12 protein-coding genes are annotated in these 16,189 nt (G+C 31.4%); 6 read left to right on the top strand and 6 right to left on the bottom strand.

Annotated elements, in window-relative coordinates; genetic code table 11:
- Nucleotides 1-26 precede the first annotated feature (26 nt).
- The 3 genes from secA to EBF09_RS00515 are packed head-to-tail and all read left to right on the top strand — an operon-like array spanning nt 27 to nt 4,645.
- Nucleotides 27-2,570 (top strand): preprotein translocase subunit SecA, encoded by a 2,544-nt coding sequence (secA, locus tag EBF09_RS00525; RefSeq protein WP_198672505.1) that lies wholly within the window; start codon nt 27-29, stop codon nt 2,568-2,570.
- 14 nt (nt 2,571-2,584) lie between these two features.
- Nucleotides 2,585-3,793, top strand: a complete 1,209-nt coding sequence (locus EBF09_RS00520; RefSeq protein WP_232817594.1) for an ABC transporter permease — start codon at nt 2,585-2,587, stop codon at nt 3,791-3,793.
- On the top strand, nt 3,794-4,645 hold the full coding sequence (locus tag EBF09_RS00515) for a radical SAM/SPASM domain-containing protein (RefSeq protein ID WP_121763196.1): 852 nt from the start codon (nt 3,794-3,796) through the stop codon (nt 4,643-4,645). It abuts the gene before it with no gap.
- Between the two features lie 19 nt (nt 4,646-4,664).
- On the opposite strand, the gene EBF09_RS00510 is transcribed toward EBF09_RS00515, so the two are convergent.
- A complete protein-coding gene (locus EBF09_RS00510; RefSeq protein ID WP_121763195.1) occupies nt 4,665-4,871 on the bottom strand; it encodes a hypothetical protein in 207 nt (68 codons plus the stop codon).
- A gap of 140 nt (nt 4,872-5,011) precedes the next feature.
- Between EBF09_RS00510 and EBF09_RS00505 the strand changes: the two genes are divergently transcribed.
- The 3 genes from EBF09_RS00505 to ybeY are packed head-to-tail and all read left to right on the top strand — an operon-like array spanning nt 5,012 to nt 8,758.
- Nucleotides 5,012-7,543 (top strand): AsmA-like C-terminal region-containing protein, encoded by a 2,532-nt coding sequence (locus EBF09_RS00505; RefSeq protein ID WP_121763194.1) that lies wholly within the window; start codon nt 5,012-5,014, stop codon nt 7,541-7,543.
- Nucleotides 7,544-7,557: 14 nt separating this feature from the next.
- Entirely contained in the window at nt 7,558-8,316 is a 759-nt protein-coding gene (locus EBF09_RS00500; RefSeq protein WP_121763193.1) for an exodeoxyribonuclease III, read from the top strand.
- A complete protein-coding gene (gene ybeY / locus EBF09_RS00495; protein WP_121763192.1) occupies nt 8,306-8,758 on the top strand; it encodes an rRNA maturation RNase YbeY in 453 nt (150 codons plus the stop codon). Before EBF09_RS00500 ends, ybeY begins: the two co-directional genes overlap by 11 nt.
- On the opposite strand, the gene EBF09_RS00490 is transcribed toward ybeY, so the two are convergent.
- The 5 genes from EBF09_RS00490 to EBF09_RS00470 form a co-directional block, all read right to left on the bottom strand.
- Nucleotides 8,738-9,811, bottom strand: coding sequence for a UDP-N-acetylglucosamine--N-acetylmuramyl-(pentapeptide) pyrophosphoryl-undecaprenol N-acetylglucosamine transferase (locus tag EBF09_RS00490; RefSeq protein ID WP_121763191.1), 1,074 nt, complete (start codon nt 9,809-9,811; stop codon nt 8,738-8,740). The two genes, ybeY and EBF09_RS00490, sit on opposite strands and share 21 nt — an antisense overlap.
- Nucleotides 9,812-10,873: 1,062 nt before the next feature.
- Nucleotides 10,874-12,715 (bottom strand): RNA polymerase sigma factor RpoD, encoded by a 1,842-nt coding sequence (rpoD, locus tag EBF09_RS00485; protein ID WP_121763190.1) that lies wholly within the window; start codon nt 12,713-12,715, stop codon nt 10,874-10,876.
- Nucleotides 12,716-12,807: 92 nt separating this feature from the next.
- Nucleotides 12,808-13,584, bottom strand: a complete 777-nt coding sequence (locus EBF09_RS00480) for a carbon-nitrogen hydrolase family protein (RefSeq protein WP_121763189.1) — start codon at nt 13,582-13,584, stop codon at nt 12,808-12,810.
- A complete protein-coding gene (locus EBF09_RS00475) occupies nt 13,585-13,794 on the bottom strand; it encodes an exodeoxyribonuclease VII small subunit (protein WP_121763188.1) in 210 nt (69 codons plus the stop codon). It abuts the gene before it with no gap.
- 11 nt (nt 13,795-13,805) lie between these two features.
- Nucleotides 13,806-16,157, bottom strand: a complete 2,352-nt coding sequence (locus EBF09_RS00470; protein ID WP_232817593.1) for a tetratricopeptide repeat protein — start codon at nt 16,155-16,157, stop codon at nt 13,806-13,808.
- Nucleotides 16,158-16,189 lie beyond the last annotated feature (32 nt).

The following is a 16,189-nucleotide window of genomic DNA, read 5'->3' as shown; positions in this document are numbered from 1 at the left end:
AATTTAAATTTTAAGGTTACAATTCAATGATAGCTTCACTTGCAAAGAAAATTTTTAGTAACAAAAATGATCGCCTTGTTGCCCATTATAAAAAAGAAATTAAAAAAATTAATGCTCTAGAAGACACTTACAAGAAATTAAGTGATGATGAATTAAAAGAGGCTTTTTTACAACTTAAAACTCAAGTGGCAAATGCTAAAAATGTTAGCGAAGAACTAAGTAAAGTCCTTTTTTCTTCTTTTGCCATTACTAGAGAAGCTAGTAGGCGTGTTTTAAATATGCGACATTTTGATGTGCAATTAATCGGTGGTATGGTTTTACATGAAGGCAAAATTGCCGAAATGAAAACAGGTGAAGGGAAAACGCTTGTAGCTACGCTTCCAGTGTGCTTAAATGCCATGAGCAAAAAAAGCGTGCATATTGTAACAGTAAATGATTATCTAGCTAGACGCGATGCGGAAGCTATGCGTCCTTTATATGAATTTTTGGGCTATTCTGTGGGAATTATCACGGGGGATAATTATGATGATGAAGACAGAATAGAACAATACTCTAAAGATATTGTCTATGGAACCAATAATGAATTTGGCTTTGATTATTTACGCGATAATATGAAATATGATTTAAGCCAAAAAGTGCAAAAACACCATTATTTTGCTATTGTAGATGAAGTGGATTCTATTTTAATTGATGAGGCTAGAACTCCACTAATTATTTCAGGCCCTGCAAATAAAACGCTAGATAATTATAAAATTGCCAATGAAGTAGCACTAAAACTTAAAAAAGAAGAGCATTTTAGCATTGATGAAAAAAATCGCAATATCTTAATTAATGAAGCAGGAATTGCTAAAGCTGAAGAGCTTTTTAAAATTGACAATCTTTATAGTGTGGAAAATGCTGTTTTAGCACACCATTTAGACCAAGCACTTAAAGCAAACTATCTTTTCTTTATTGATAAAGATTATGTTCTAAGAGATGGTGAAGTGGTAATTGTTGATGAATTTACAGGAAGATTAAGTGAGGGGCGACGCTTTAGCGAGGGCTTACACCAAGCACTAGAAGCAAAAGAGGGAGTAAAAATCAAAGAAGAATCCCAAACTTTAGCCGATATAACTTATCAAAATTATTTCCGCCTTTATGAAAAATTAGCAGGGATGACAGGAACAGCACAAACAGAAGCAAGTGAGTTTTTGCAAATTTATAACCTAGAAGTTGTATCTATCCCTACAAATCTTCCTATTGCAAGAAAAGATTTAAATGATTTAATATACAAAACTGAAAAAGAAAAATTTAAAGCCTTAGTGGATAAGATTAACGAGCTTTACAAAAAGGGACAACCCGTTTTAGTAGGAACTGCCTCTATTGAAAAGAGTGAAAAGATTCATGAGCTTTTAAAAAGCTTTAGGATTCCCCATTCTGTGCTAAATGCAAAGCAACATGCACAAGAAGCTGAAATTATTAAAGATGCAGGTAAAAAGGGCGCTGTAACCATCGCTACAAATATGGCAGGGCGTGGGGTAGATATCAAAATCAATGATGAAATTAGAGAGCTTGGCGGACTTTACATTATAGGGACAGAACGCCACGAATCAAGAAGAATTGACAATCAATTAAGAGGTAGAAGTGGAAGACAAGGAGATCCGGGGGTTAGTCAATTTTATCTAAGCTTAGAAGATCCACTTTTAAGAATTTTTGGAAGCGATAAGATTAAAAATATTATGGATAAACTTGGGCTTGATGAGGGTGAACATATAGAATCAAAACTTGTTACAAGATCGGTAGAAAATGCCCAAAAAAAAGTAGAAAGTATGCATTTTGAAGCAAGAAAGCATTTGCTAGAATATGATGATGTGGCAAATGAGCAAAGAAAAGCAATTTATCGCTTAAGAGATGAACTGCTAGATAGCAATACAGATCTTAGCCATAGAATCAATGAAAATAGACAAGAATGTATCACAATGCTTTTGCAAAAAAGCAATGTATTCTCTCCAGAAGATGATTTAAATTCTTTATGTGCCTTTGCTAAAGAGGATTTTAATGTAGAGCTTTTAACACAAGAGCTAAAAAAATCCTATGAAGAAAATGGAAATTTTGAGGGCTTTTTAGAAGAAGAATTTAAAAAGGCTTACGAGCTTAAAATGTCTAAAATTGATTCAAAAATGAAAAGTGAAATTGAACGCCTTGTATATTTGCAAACTTTAGATAATTTATGGAGAGAGCATTTATATGTGATGGATAATCTAAAAACAGGTATAGGACTTAGGGGCTATAACCAAAAAGATCCCTTAGTAGAATACAAAAAAGAAAGTTATAATTTGTTTTTAGAATTAGCAAGTCAAATCAAATACACCGCTATTAAAATGCTTTATAAATTACAATTAAGAGAAAATGAAGCAGAACTTGAAGAAGAAACTAGAAACACTAGAGAAAAGCTAGAACAAAGCAATAGCAGTAATTCTCTCATATCTAAAAAACCCGCAAGAAATGCACCTTGCCCTTGTGGAAGCGGTAAAAAATACAAAGATTGCTGTGGAAAAAGCGGCCCTAAAAAAGGTATTCTTGCAAAATGACAAGGTAAGACAAAATGAAAGGCAAAATAATACCCTTTTTAATGAAACGCTATTTACGTTTTAATAAATCTCAGCCCTTTATTTCTATCACTGCTATTTTGGCATTTTTAGGAGTTTGCATAGGAGTTATGGTTTTAATTGTAGCTATGGCTATTATGAATGGGTTTGATAAGGAGTTTGAGCGAAAATTATCCGCTATGAATTATCCTATTACACTTGTTCCACGCATTTATGGAGGAGTTAATCAAAGCACATTGCAAGCCTTAGAAAATAAATTTCCAAATTTTTCTTATAGCCCTTTTATACAAACCCAAGCCATTTCAAAAAGCGGAAGAGCATTAGAAGGTGCTTTAGTTTTTGGAGTGGATTTTGATAGGGAAGCTAAAGTGAATCCTATTTTTAAAGAAGCTATGGAGAGTGCAACTTTAAGCGATACACATTTTAAAGTGATTGTGGGAAAGGGCTTACAAGAATCTTATTTTTTAGATTATAACTCACCTTTAATGCTTATTTTTACAGAACTTTCTCCTAATGCTCTTGGAGTATCCCCTATTCTTAAAAGATTTAAAGTAGAAGGATTTTTTAATTCAGGGCTTATTAACTATGATAAAGGATATATTTATACCACTCTTGAAGCTTTAAGTGCGATTAAAAACCTGCCTAGTGGCATGTATGATGGCATACACATCCATACGCCAAATCCCCAAAAAGATATTCTTTCTTTAAAAGAGCATTTTGAGGAAACTTATAGAATCATAGGTTGGTGGGAACAAAATGGCAACTTCTTTTCTGCACTTGCTTTAGAAAAAAGGGCTTTATTTATTGTTCTTATGCTTATTATTTTAGTAGCTTCTTTAAATATTATCAGCTCACTTTTAATGAGTGTTATGAATAGACGCAAAGAAATTGCCTTGCTTTTAACCATGGGTGCAAGCACAAAAGAGATTCAAAAGACTTTTCTTTATTTAGGGAATTTTATAGGTATTAGTGGGATTGTTTGTGGCAGTATTTTAGCAGCGATTATTTTAGCACTTTTGGCTAACTTTCCTATTATTTCACTTCCTGCTGATGTATATGGAAGCGATAAATTGCCTTTAGAGCTTTCTTTAATTGATTTGTTGTCAATTTTGCTAGGTTCTTTTTTAATCGTTTTTGCTTCTTCTTATTATCCAGCATATAAGGCTACTAAAATCAATCCTTTAGAAGTTTTGCGTAATGAATAAATGAGATTTAAAAAAGTTTTTATTGAAATTACAAATTTTTGTGGGCTAGATTGCACATTTTGCACCCCTTTGAAATCCACCCACACAATGCCCCTCCCCTTATTTTCTAAAATCACAAAAGAAGTTAAGGGGTTTGCAAATTTAATAGCATTGCATATTTTAGGCGATCCTTTAAGTGTTGAAAATTTAAAAGATTATTTAGATATTGCAAAGGACAATCATTTAAAAGTAGATATTACCACAAGTGGTTATTTTTTGCATTTGCATAAAGATTTACTTTTAAATCATTCTAGTATTCATCAAATTAATTTTTCACTTATGAGTATGCTTTATCAAAAAATACCTATGGATTTAGAATCTTACTTTGATAATCTTTTTATATTTTTAAAACTTCACAAAGATTTTAAAAAAGAATTTTTTATCAATCTTAGACTTTGGAATCTTAACGCTTCTATGCACCCTCCACAAAAAAATGAAATTATCTATTCTAAACTTAAAGAATTTTTTAAAATAGATGTTATAAATGCTGACAATACAAGACTAGATTACAAGCTTCATCTTATCCAAAAGCCATTTTTTACTTGGAGTCCTAGCCAAACTAAACTTAATGAAGGGTTTTGCTATGGAGGATTAAAACAGCTAGGTATTTTAAGCGATGGGAGAGTTGTGCCTTGCTGTTTTGATACACAAGGAAACATTACACTAGGAGATTTAAAACATCAAAATTTAAAAGAAATTTTACAAACACAAAGATTTTTAAAACTTATAGAAGGCTTTAGGCAAGAAAAACGCATTGAAGATTATTGCAAAGCTTGTGCTTATCCAAACTATTTAAAGCAATTTGATTCATAGCTAAAGGCCATAAAAGCCTTTAAGCCATTATATCTAGCCTTCCATTGCTAGGTGCTGGAACACTAGGAGCGCTAGAAGCTTGCTGTGGGCTTTGTAGATTACTACTTGCACCTTGCATGTTGGAGATTAAAGAACTCATAAGCTGCTCATTAGTATCCATAGCTTTCTTTAAAACACTTAAGTTTCCACTTAACGCTACACTTGAGGTATCGATTCCTGAAACCATAACAGACTCCTTTCTGTTTTTGTGAGCAAAAGCTCTATCATTCCTAAAATTTTTTAGAAATGATTATAATATTACCTAAAAACAAATTTGTTTTTTATAAAGCGTATTGTAAAATGAAGAAAATTAAAAGGAGTAGGAGAATGAAAAAGCTTTTAAAGATTTTACTCATCTTTGTTGTTAGTCTTATAATCATTGTTGGTTTGATTTTAGCTTGGCTTTTTTCAAATAGCGGAAATGAGTTTTTAAAAAACAAAATCACGCAAATTGCTAATGAAAAAGCTCCCATTGGCTTAGAATTTACACATTTTAAATTAAAATTTAGCACTTATGAATTTGCAATTACAGATAAACAAAAATCACAAATTGCTTTACAAGGTAAATATTCTCTTTTTACGCTAAATACAGATGCTACACTCAATGCTTTTATTAAAAATCTTGCTCCTTATGAACCACTTTTGGGCATCAAGCTTAATGGCTCTTTAGCGCTAAATGGAGATATAAGCAAAAAAGGTAATATTATAGATACAAAACTGGATATTAAGGCATTTGATAGTGAGATTAATGCAAATATTAGCTTAGAAGATTATGCGCCTAAACGCTTATTTATCAACACAAAAGAGGATATTCAAATTGCCTCTTTATTAAAATTTTTAAGCCAACCTCTCTATGCAAATGGAAAATTAAAAGTAGCTGCAAATATGGATATAACAGATATTGCTAAGCCCAAAGGAAAGTTTCAAATTGCCTCAGTTGCTATTTCCCCTAATCTTGCTTTATTAAAAAAAGATTTTAATTTAATATTGCCAAAAGATTCTATTGCATTCTCTTTAAATGGAGAAGCCAAAGAAGGTAAAATCATAAGCACTATTTTGGCGCATTCAAGCTATCTTGATATTAATTCTAAAGACTTATCCTTTTTATTAGAAGACTTTAGTTCTAATGGTAAAGTCTTTGCAACTCTTCAAAAATTTAATATAAATAATTTTGCTCCAAAAACTCCTATTAATCTAGCGCTTAGCCTAAAATCAAGCTCTCTAAAAGACCAAAAGATAGCCTTAAAGCTTAATGCAATCACACAACCTATTGGTGCTTTAATAGAAGCTCCTAGCTATACTCCAAAATCACTCATTTTAGAAGCAAAACAGCTAAATTTAAAAGAGATTTTAGAATTTTTAGCACTGGGCTATGAAGCACAAGGAGAAATCAATCTCAATGCTAAAGTAGAAGATATTAATCTTCAAGATTTAAGCTATAAAGTGAATGGAAATTTAAATAGCAAAATTCAAACTTTAGCATTTAATGGAATGAATTTAGCACAAAACAATAGCTTAAATGCAAGCTTTAGTGGAGATTCTAAGAAAATCAATATAAAAGCAAATAGCGATCTTTTTGATTCACAAATTAATGCAAACACAGCTTTATATGATTATGCTCCAAAAAATATTGCAATAGATATTAAAAAGCTAAATTTGCAAAAATTAGCCGGACTTTTTGGCTTTAGCGCAAATGGAGAACTAGAAGCAGAGGCAAATCTAAAAGACTTTGATAAAGGAATAAGTGGAGAATTTAAAATTAATTCACCTAGCATTTTACTTAGCAAAGCCACTTTAAATGAGCTTAGCGGAATGAATTTTAAACAAGATTTGCAAACAGCCCTAGAAGGCAATGGTTCATTCAAAAAAGGTTTAGGTGAAGCAAAAATTACATTAAATAGTAAAGATTTTAAAATAAATCTACCCAATATTAATTTAGATTTATCTAAGCAAAATTATAGCAGTGATTTTGCGATTAATATTTTTGAAGTTGCCTCTATCAACCCTACTTCTATGAATCTAAAAGGTGCTTTAAGTCTTGATGGTTCTTTTGCACTAAATTCTGGTATCCCTTCTTTTAAAATCCAAAATAAAGATTTTGGAGATAATTTAGAAGCAGAATTAAAAAATGAACATTTTAACTTAGAAGCCAAAAATATCAGTATGCAAAAGATTGCTAAGTTTAGCGGTATGGAAAAGCTTATAAAAAATGGACTTATCAATGCAAATGCTTCTTTAGATATTAAAGGCAAAGACACACAAACCATACTTAGTAATCTCACAGGTAATGCAAGACTTAGTGGAAGCAATTTTGAAATTTATAGCATTGATATTGATGGACTTGTAAGCAACTATGAAAACACAAATCAAGTAAATCTTTTAGATATAGGTGCGTTTGTTTTAGCAGGTCCTTTTGGTATTGCAGCCACTAAAGGAAGTGATGTGGGTATGCTAGGATTTAATGCTGTTGTAAGCTCAAAAAGCCTTATTAAGCAAATTGAAGCAAATTTTGATATAAATAATGGCGTGGCAAATGCTAAAGATGTAGCTTTTGCTACTAATAAAACAAGAATTGCGGCAAAAGGTGCTATCCATTTAAAAAATGAAACTTTTGATAATTTTATAATTGCTATTTTAGATGATAAAAATTGTGCTAAAATCTCACAAAAAATCAAAGGAACTCTAAGCAATCCTAAAATAGAGTTTTCTAAAGCGACAGTTCAAACAGCGATCAATCTTGCCACTTCTTTGTTTGGTAAGATTAAAAAAGGAACGCAAAAGGTTACAGATCCGATTTTAGGCACACAAAATGCTAAATGTGAGCCTTTTTATAATGGCGTTGTTAAACAACCAAGATAATTTAAGGAGTAAATTTGAAATTAATCTCATGGAATGTAAATGGTCTTAGAGCTTGTATGAATAAGGGCTTTATGGACTTTTTTAAAAAAATAGATGCGGATATTTTTTGTATCCAAGAATCCAAAATGCAAAAAGATCAAGCCGATTTTTGCTTTGAGGGTTATTATGAATTTTGGAATTCTGCAGAAAAAAAGGGTTATTCAGGGGTAGTGATTTTTAGCAAAACAAACCCTTTAAGCATAACCTATGATATGGGAATAGAGCACCACGACAAAGAAGGCAGAATCATTTGTGCTGAATTTAATGAATTTTATTTAGTAAATGTCTATACCCCAAACTCTAAAAGAGAGCTAGAAAGACTAGAATATAGAATGGAATGGGAAGATGATTTTAAAAATTATCTAAAAAATTTAGAAAAAACAAAACCCGTGATTGTGTGTGGAGATCTAAATGTAGCACATAAAGAAATTGATTTAAAAAATCCAAAAACAAATAGACGCAATGCAGGATTCACAGATGAAGAACGCGAAAAAATGAGTATTTTGCTTGAAAGTGGATTTGTAGATACTTTTAGATACTTTTATCCTACGCTTGAAGGAGCTTATAGCTGGTGGAGCTATATGGGAAAAGCTAGAGCAAATAACACTGGGTGGCGGATTGATTATTTTTTATGCTCTGAAATTTTAAGCAAAAAGCTAATAGATGCCAAAATTTATCCTGAAATTTTAGGAAGCGATCATTGCCCTGTGGGATTAGAAATCAATGCCAAATAACATTTTATTTGAAAATCAAAGCGATTATGAATTTTCTTTAGAGTTTAAAGAGAATCTAGAAAATTTTTTACAAAAAATGACAAAGAATTTAAATATTTCTCTAAAACAATGCGAGCTAATTATCCTAAATAATGAAGCAATGCAAGAGATTAATAAAACTTATCGCAATATTGATAAACCAACAGATGTGCTTTCTTTTCCACTAGATTCTGAATTTTGTATGCTTTATGGGAGTATTTTAATTAGCATAGATTTTGCCAAAGAAGTTTCTAATAGCCTTAATCATAGCATAGAAGAAGAAATTTATTTGCTTTTTATTCATGGTTTTTTACATCTTGTAGGTTATGATCATGAAAAAGATTGTGGTGAACAAAGAAAAAAAGAGGAGGAGTTTATCACTCTTTTTGCTTTGCCAAAAAGTTTAATTACTCGTAATTCTTAAAATTGCATCCACCATCTTTGCACTAGCATTTTTATCACTCTGCTTCATTAATGAAGTGCTAATATTTTCTAACTTTTCACTATCTAAAAGCTCTAAAATATCCCATAAAACATCACAAAACAAATCTTTTTCTTCACATAAAAATCCAAGCTCTTTATCCTGGATAAATTTTGCATTAAAGTATTGATGATTTTGTGCCGCATAAGGATAGGGAACAAATAAAGCAGGAAGTCCATTAGCACACAGCTCCCAAAGCGAACTTGCCCCTGCTCTTGAGATAGCAAAATCACAGGTTTGCATAATTTTTGGCATAAAAAAACAAAAATCAAACAACAAAATTTCAAAATCCTCTTGCAAATCTTGCTCTTTTTTTAAAATTTTTATTTTTAAATTAAGTTTTTTGTATTCTTCTAATATGTTTTCAAATTCTCTTTTTCCGCATTGATGAAAGATTTTAATCCCTTTTTTATTAATATCTTCTGCCATACTTAGTGCAAATTGATTAATAGCCCTAGCTCCTTGCGATCCGCCCATAAAAAGAATATTTTTAATCTCTTTACGCACTCTTTGTGTGGTAAAAAAATCTTCTTGTGTGGGATAAGCCCAAAAAGGCTCTAAATAAGAAGAAAAAAACAAAGTAGCCTTTCTTTTTAAAATTCCATTTAAACGCCCTATTCTTGCATTTTGCTCATGGATAAAAAGAGGAATTTTTAACAAAACAGAAGCAAAAGAAGCAGGAGCTGCTGAATACCCTCCAACAGAAATCACACACCCTATATTTTCTTTTTTTAAAATCCTAATTGCTTCTTTTAAAGCTAAAGCTTGATAAAAAAGAGATTTTACCTTCCCTAAACCTTTTTTATTGACTACCCCGCTTGTTTGTAAAAAGAATTTTTTAGAAAATCTTATTTCATTTTCAAAATAAGTTAAATCTTGACCGCCACTAGAACCTATGAAAATACATTCAATTTCTCTTTTTTGCAACTCTTCCAAAAAAGCTTTCGCAACGCTTAAATGCCCTCCTGTCCCCCCTCCTGTGATAACAACTTTCATTTACTTCCTTGTAATAATCTAGTAGAATTTTATCATAAAAGTTTAAAAGTATAGGGTTTTTACAAGATTTATTCTTTTTTTTTGGCAACTTTATATCTTACAAATAATGTTATATTTTTATTATGCATTATGTGAATTTTTTTATTAATAATATATAAGTCTTACGTTCTAAAAGATACTATGCCCATAAAAGATTTAATTATATTTTCTTTAATTTTATTTTAAATGCTTTATGGCTCCATTCTCTATAATAATCGTTAATATAAATTCTTAAATATACATCGCTTATTACAGCTTTATAACAATCTATAAATACTTCAAGGTTGCTTTTTAAATCACTTTATCATTGTTTCTACTCCTCGCAGTAATAAGCCAAAAATTATAAGCATAAAGTATGATAATTTATGAAAACCCTTCAAGACAACCCCTTAGACTGCCACGCAAATACTTCACATTTACTCGCAGTAACACTTTAGGTTACCTTGTGTTTTAACAAGGTTTCTCCTTTGAGTCATTACAATCCCTCCCCCTCTGTCATTGCGAGGAGCGAAGCGACGAAGCATACAAGCAAAGCGTTATCCACGAGCGTAGCGAAGTGCAAATCCGTAAAAGAAACTGCCACGAGGTTTGACAGCAATCTCGTAGCAACAAATAGCTATCCCACAAAGCAAATCTTTAAACTGCCTTAACTTATAAAAAGATTCTATAATGATTTTATGTTTTGTTTGTGGATAATGCTATGTAACTATAAGAATTTAGTGAATTATTTAAAGGCTTTATCATTTTAAAGCCTCTTACTTCCATATTCCCTCTTCAACCTACGCACTTCTTTTAAGAAGCGGATAAAGGAAAGTATTTTTGCTCCCCCCCCCCGCTCATTATTTGCTTTTATGAGTGCTTCTCCTAGTTTGTAGGTTAAGTCATTTTATATCTTTATATCTCCTTTATAATCTTCGTATTTTTCTAACTATTTAAATCTATGCACAGAAATACCCAATCTAGTATCTGCAAAAGAACAAAGATAAACTTTCTGCTTTACATCTTTAAAATTTTCTTGCATTCCTAATCCTCAATATAATTCTTAAGCTTTCTGCCTACTTTTGGGTGTTTTAGTTTCTTTATGGCACTTGATTCTATCTGTCTTACACGCTCTCTTGTTACATTAAGTTCTTTGCCGATTTCTTCTAGTGTTCTATCTGATTCATCCTCTAAAAGTCCAAAACGCATTCTAATAACTGCCTTTTCCCTTTCATTTAGCTGATCTAGCACATCATCAATCTGGCTTTTTAAATCTTCTTTTAAGATATGCTCCATAGGACCCACAGAAGCTTTATCTTCTACAAAATCCCCAAATTTCCCATCTTCACCACTTCCAATAGGTGCTTCAAGACTAATAGGTTCTTTTGTAATCTTAATCACATTTTTTACCTTATCCACAGGTAATCCCACTTCCTCGGCAATTTTTTCAATATCAGGTTCTTTGCCCTCTTCTTGTAAAAATTTACGCATAATTTTATTAATGCGATTAATCGTTTCAATCATATGAATAGGGATTCTAATCGTCCTTGCTTGATCAGCAATCGCTCTTGAAATAGCTTGTCTAATCCACCAAGTAGCATAGGTTGAAAATTTATAACCCTTTTTATATTCAAACTTATCCACAGCTTTCATAAGTCCGATATTTCCCTCTTGAATCAAATCTAAAAATGGCAATCCACGATTTGTATAACGCTTAGCAATGCTTACTACAAGCCTTAAATTTGATTTTGCCATTTTTGTTTTTGCTTTGTCTGCTATATCTTTACCACGCTTTATTTGTTCTAAAATCTGCTTTAGTTTTTCTGGTTCTAAATCAAAACTCTCTTCACTCGCTATTTTTGTTTGAAAGAGCTTTTTAATCTCCATATAAGTGGAAACCATAGTCGCTTCAGGCACAGCTGCTGTGATGTCTGCTTTACTCATCTCTGTGATATTTTCTAAAATCTTTTTGTGATTTTCTAGCAAAATATCATTAAATAAAGGCAAGCGATATTCTAAGCGTTTAAGCTCTTTATCAAACCCTTCATCGCTTTTAATAGTGTTTTCCATGGCTTTTACAAGCTCGTTAATGAGCTTACTTGTAGGACCTAAATCTAAAAGCTTTTCTTTTAAAAACTGCTTTTTATGCGCTAAAGTTAGAAGATAAAGCATATCTTCGCTTTCTTCGCCTTTTTCTTGTTCCCAAGTTTTTAGCCAATCTTTTTTAGCTTTTTCTAAGGCCTTAAAGCTTACTAGAACCTTATCTACACGCTTTTGATCTTTTTTACTAATTGTTTTTTTACCCTCTTCATCCCCCTCTTCATCTTCTAGCTCTTCTTCGCTCTCCTCTTCTCCCTCTTCTTCATCATCAAAACTCTTAAAAAGCTCTTTTACACGCCTCTCACGATTAATTAATGCTTCCTTATAATCCAAAATAAAATCAATCAAATAAGGCACAGAACAAATTGCATCTAAAATGATGTTTTCCCCAAGTTCAATATTTTTGCTAAGCTCCACTTCATCTTCGCGTGTTAAAAGCGGAATCTGCCCCATCTCACGCAAATACATTCTTACAGGACTATCACTTCTGCTCCACTCTAGCAATTCACGCTCTTTCATAAAGTCAAATTCATCTTCTAGCTCTTCATCTAAAAGACGCTTTTTTTCTTCCTTGATTTTTTTGGCATCTGCTTGATTTAAGAGTTTTGCTACTTGAGAAGCTGACATTAATTGTTTGTTGTATTTTTTAGCAAGCTCACTTACTTTTTTGGCTTGTGCTGCTGTGGGGAGTTTTACTAAGATTTGTGCAATCTTCTCATAAGAAACATAGCTTTGGGATTCTAAAAACAATTCTTCAAGTTGTTGATTTATATTTTTTGCAGACATTAAATAACTCCAAGAGGTTTTTTGCGGTTTTAATAAAATTCAATAAAACCGCTAATTATACTCAAAATAGATTAATTTAAACTAAATAAATTTTATCTAAATTGCCAACATTCCTTAAACAAATCAAGTTGTTTTTTATCAAGCTCTACTATTAGCAATTCTTCTCTATCACCCAAGCAATCTATAACTTCTCCCACAGGATTCACAAACAAAGAATCCCCATAGAAATTCCAAGTTGTTTTATTTTCTTTATCTTCATATTGTCCTATGCGATTAGCCCTTAGGATATAACAACTATTTAAAAATGCCCTCATTTTAATAATGCTTCTCCAACGCAAAGAAGAATCAAAAGTAGAAGCACTAGGTAGCAACACACAATCCACTTGATTTTGCTTAAATTTCAACCAAAATTCATCAAAATGCAATTCATACCCAAAAAGAACGCTAAATTTAAAACTACCTATCTTAAAAACAGGAGGCATTTTAATCGTTTTTGAAAGTGTGTTGTTAAAGAAATTTGCTTCATTCCAATGCTCATAGGGCATTAAGCGTTGTGAGCGGTAAAATAGAGTTTTGCCTTTATTAATAATTGCTATACTTTTATAAAATTTAGTCCCTACAACTTCTATAACAGGAGCTACAAGCATAATAGAAAACTTACAAGAAAGCTCTAAAAGCATAGAATATTGTGTTTTTGCTTCTTCTAAAAAAATCTTTTTATTTTTGCTTTCAATTTTTTTAAAAAAATCCCCCAAAAGATATTCTCCTAGCACAACAACCTTTGCTTTTTGCTCACTTGCTGTTTTTAAATAAGCAGCAAGCTCACTTTGAGTCTTATTTTCTCCTAATTGTAAGGCTCCTATTTTCATTTATTCCTCCTCTAATTGTTTTTTAATCTCTATGCATTCTAATTTTGCATTTTCAAGCATCATTTGATTTTCTTTTAGAAGCATTTTACTCTTTTTATAGATTTCTAAGCTTTTCTCCAAGGTAATATTTTCATCCTCTAAACTCTCCAAAAAACCCTTTAGTTTTTCTATATTTCCTTCAAAATTTTTAATATCTACTTTATTTTCCAAAATTTTTCCTTTTATTCTTGATTTTCCATAAGATTTAAGGCATCTGTGCATAGATTTTTCCAAGGAGTTTGTGCTTGTATTTTAGCACATTCTTGATAAGATTTTAAAGCATTTTCTCTTTCTCCAATTTTATGAGATAAATACCCTTTTAAATATAAAACTTGCGCCATTTCCCCTTGGCTATTTGTATGTTTTTGTGCTTCATTTGCCACTTGCAAGGCTTCTTTAAATTTAGTTTCTTTAATATAGCTTTCAATCAAACTAAATTCAGCCCAAGGGGAATATTCATATCTTTGATGTTGTGCTTGAGCTTTAAGTAGTTTATTAGCATAAATTTGAATAGCAATATCATCTTTTTTCTTATTCATTATTTCTAGCACCCTAGAATATACTTCTATAATTTCCTTGCGATTCCCTAAATCCTTTTCCAAACGCTCTAAAAGCTCCATTGCCTCTTCTGTTCTATTAAGATGCGATAAAGAATTAAAAAGTATAAAAGCCGCTAAAGGATCTGCATCGCTAAAAGCAAGAGCATCACGCGAAGCAAATGCAGCCTTTTGATAATCTTGCAATGCATACTCAGCACTGCCTAGCCTATAAAGCCATTTTGCTTTTAATTTAGGATCTTTATTTTTAGATTCCAAAAGTGCTAATTTTTGTGCATTTTTGTATTGTGAAACTTCCATAAGACAATCAAAAAATTCCAAATTTTCCTCTGGAGTTAGAGGAGAGTTTTTATAGATTGTTTCTCCAAAATATGCTACTTTTTTGCATTCTTTATTTCTAAGTGCTTCTTTAATTAGCATAGCACTTGAGTTAATAAGTGCTACATTATCATTAGGTAATTCCCCTCTTAAATCAAAAACTTTTTCATACTCTTTAAGCTCATATAAAGTTTGTGCTTTTTTCTCTAAAGCCATTTTTGCTTCTTCTTGATTTTTATATTGCTCTATTACATAATCATAATGCTCTAATTTTTTAGTAGCATTTCCCTCATCATAAGCTAAAAGCAACTTATCATCTAAAGTTTTAATTTCTTTTGCTTCCTCTTCTTTGCCAAATTCCTCTAAAAATCGCGCATAATATTCATGTGCTTTTTTTAAATTTCCCGCTTTGTCATACCATAATCCTACATCTTTTAAAAGATTCTTATAAAAGGGTGCTTGATCACTTGAATTTAACAAGGCCAATTCTGCGACTTTTGCAGGCACTGCATAAATACCACTTTCCTCCCATTGCTTTAGCAAATTGTAAGTTTTTTGTATATCGCGTAAGAAAAATGTAGGATTTGCCTCTAAGATAGTATTAAGGTTACTTTGTGCTTCTTTAGCGTTTTTTTCTTTTCTGTAAAATTCAGCCAACAACAATGCAGCCTTACTTGCAACATCTAAATCATTAGTTTTATTTAAAACTTCATTATAAAGTGTAGGGACGCTATTTCGCTCACCTCTTTTATAGAGATTTTCCGCATAATCTAGCTTTGCCAAAAGTGAAAATTTATCATCTTTATATTCTTCAAATAAACGACTATAATAGTATTTTGCTTCTTCAAAAAAATTCATCTTTGCATAGGTTTTTGCCATAATTTGCAAAATCTCTGAAGCATGAATATCCGTAGGATATGCAGCAAGCCAAGCTTTAGCAAGCTCAATAATATCTTCATAATCCTCTTCATTTTCTCTTCCATCTAAACTATGAATCTTATAATAAAGCACATCGCGTTTAAAAATTGTTTCAGGATAAAGCTCTAGCATTTCATCAATGCTTAAAAGCGCCTCATCATAAGCACCCCTTTGGACAAAAGACTGAATGCGTAAAAAATAATCTTTATCTAGCCCCACATCATTATTCATAGGACGCAAACGATAATCCAAAATACCAATACTAGGCTTTGAAGTAACTCTAAAATTAAGCGGAAAATTAATCCCCTCTTGTAATTTATTCTCATTTATAAAAGGCAAAGTATCCCCATAGCCTAAAATTTGCCATTTTCTTGACATTTTATTACGCTCTTTGGGTATGAAACCATCTTTTGCTAAATCAAATTCTTGATTAAATAATTTAATCTTTTTTTTAGGTTTAATAAGGAGATTGAGTTTTTTATCTATAATTTGTGGCTTAATCGTAAAAAAAAGAGTTTCACTCTCTTCAAAGCGTGAAAGCAAACCTGCATCAAACTCACAAATAACTTCCTCTACCTCACTATAACGATTATAAATTTCTTTGCATAAAAAAGGTTTTTCATCTTTTATGTTTAAAACTGCAAAATTATTGCCCTCTTCTCTACCGCTATTAATATAAAATTCTAAAGCATTTACAAGGCTTGTCATTCCAAGAGCAAGGAGTAATATCTTCTTTTTCATTCCCATCCATATAATAAATTTATTGATAATTA

The organism is Helicobacter burdigaliensis, assembly GCF_003670295.1.
Taxonomy (GTDB): domain Bacteria; phylum Campylobacterota; class Campylobacteria; order Campylobacterales; family Helicobacteraceae; genus Helicobacter_D; species Helicobacter_D burdigaliensis.
Note: the sequence above shows the minus strand (reverse complement) of the source record. Positions and strands in the feature narration are given on the sequence as shown.

What these genes read in the sequence shown, in the direction of transcription:
- secA (WP_198672505.1), top strand. Translation starts at nt 27, where the DNA reads ATGATAGCTTCACTTGCAAAGAAAATTTTTAGTAACAAAAATGATCGC.
- EBF09_RS00470 (WP_232817593.1), bottom strand. Translation starts at nt 16,157, where the DNA reads ATGAAAAAGAAGATATTACTCCTTGCTCTTGGAATGACAAGCCTTGTA.
- EBF09_RS00490 (WP_121763191.1), bottom strand. Translation starts at nt 9,811, where the DNA reads ATGAAAGTTGTTATCACAGGAGGGGGGACAGGAGGGCATTTAAGCGTT.
- EBF09_RS00515 (WP_121763196.1), top strand. Translation starts at nt 3,794, where the DNA reads ATGAGATTTAAAAAAGTTTTTATTGAAATTACAAATTTTTGTGGGCTA.
- ybeY (WP_121763192.1), top strand. Translation starts at nt 8,306, where the DNA reads ATGCCAAATAACATTTTATTTGAAAATCAAAGCGATTATGAATTTTCT.
- EBF09_RS00505 (WP_121763194.1), top strand. Translation starts at nt 5,012, where the DNA reads ATGAAAAAGCTTTTAAAGATTTTACTCATCTTTGTTGTTAGTCTTATA.
- rpoD (WP_121763190.1), bottom strand. Translation starts at nt 12,715, where the DNA reads ATGTCTGCAAAAAATATAAATCAACAACTTGAAGAATTGTTTTTAGAA.
- EBF09_RS00510 (WP_121763195.1), bottom strand. Translation starts at nt 4,871, where the DNA reads ATGGTTTCAGGAATCGATACCTCAAGTGTAGCGTTAAGTGGAAACTTA.
- EBF09_RS00480 (WP_121763189.1), bottom strand. Translation starts at nt 13,584, where the DNA reads ATGAAAATAGGAGCCTTACAATTAGGAGAAAATAAGACTCAAAGTGAG.
- EBF09_RS00520 (WP_232817594.1), top strand. Translation starts at nt 2,585, where the DNA reads ATGAAAGGCAAAATAATACCCTTTTTAATGAAACGCTATTTACGTTTT.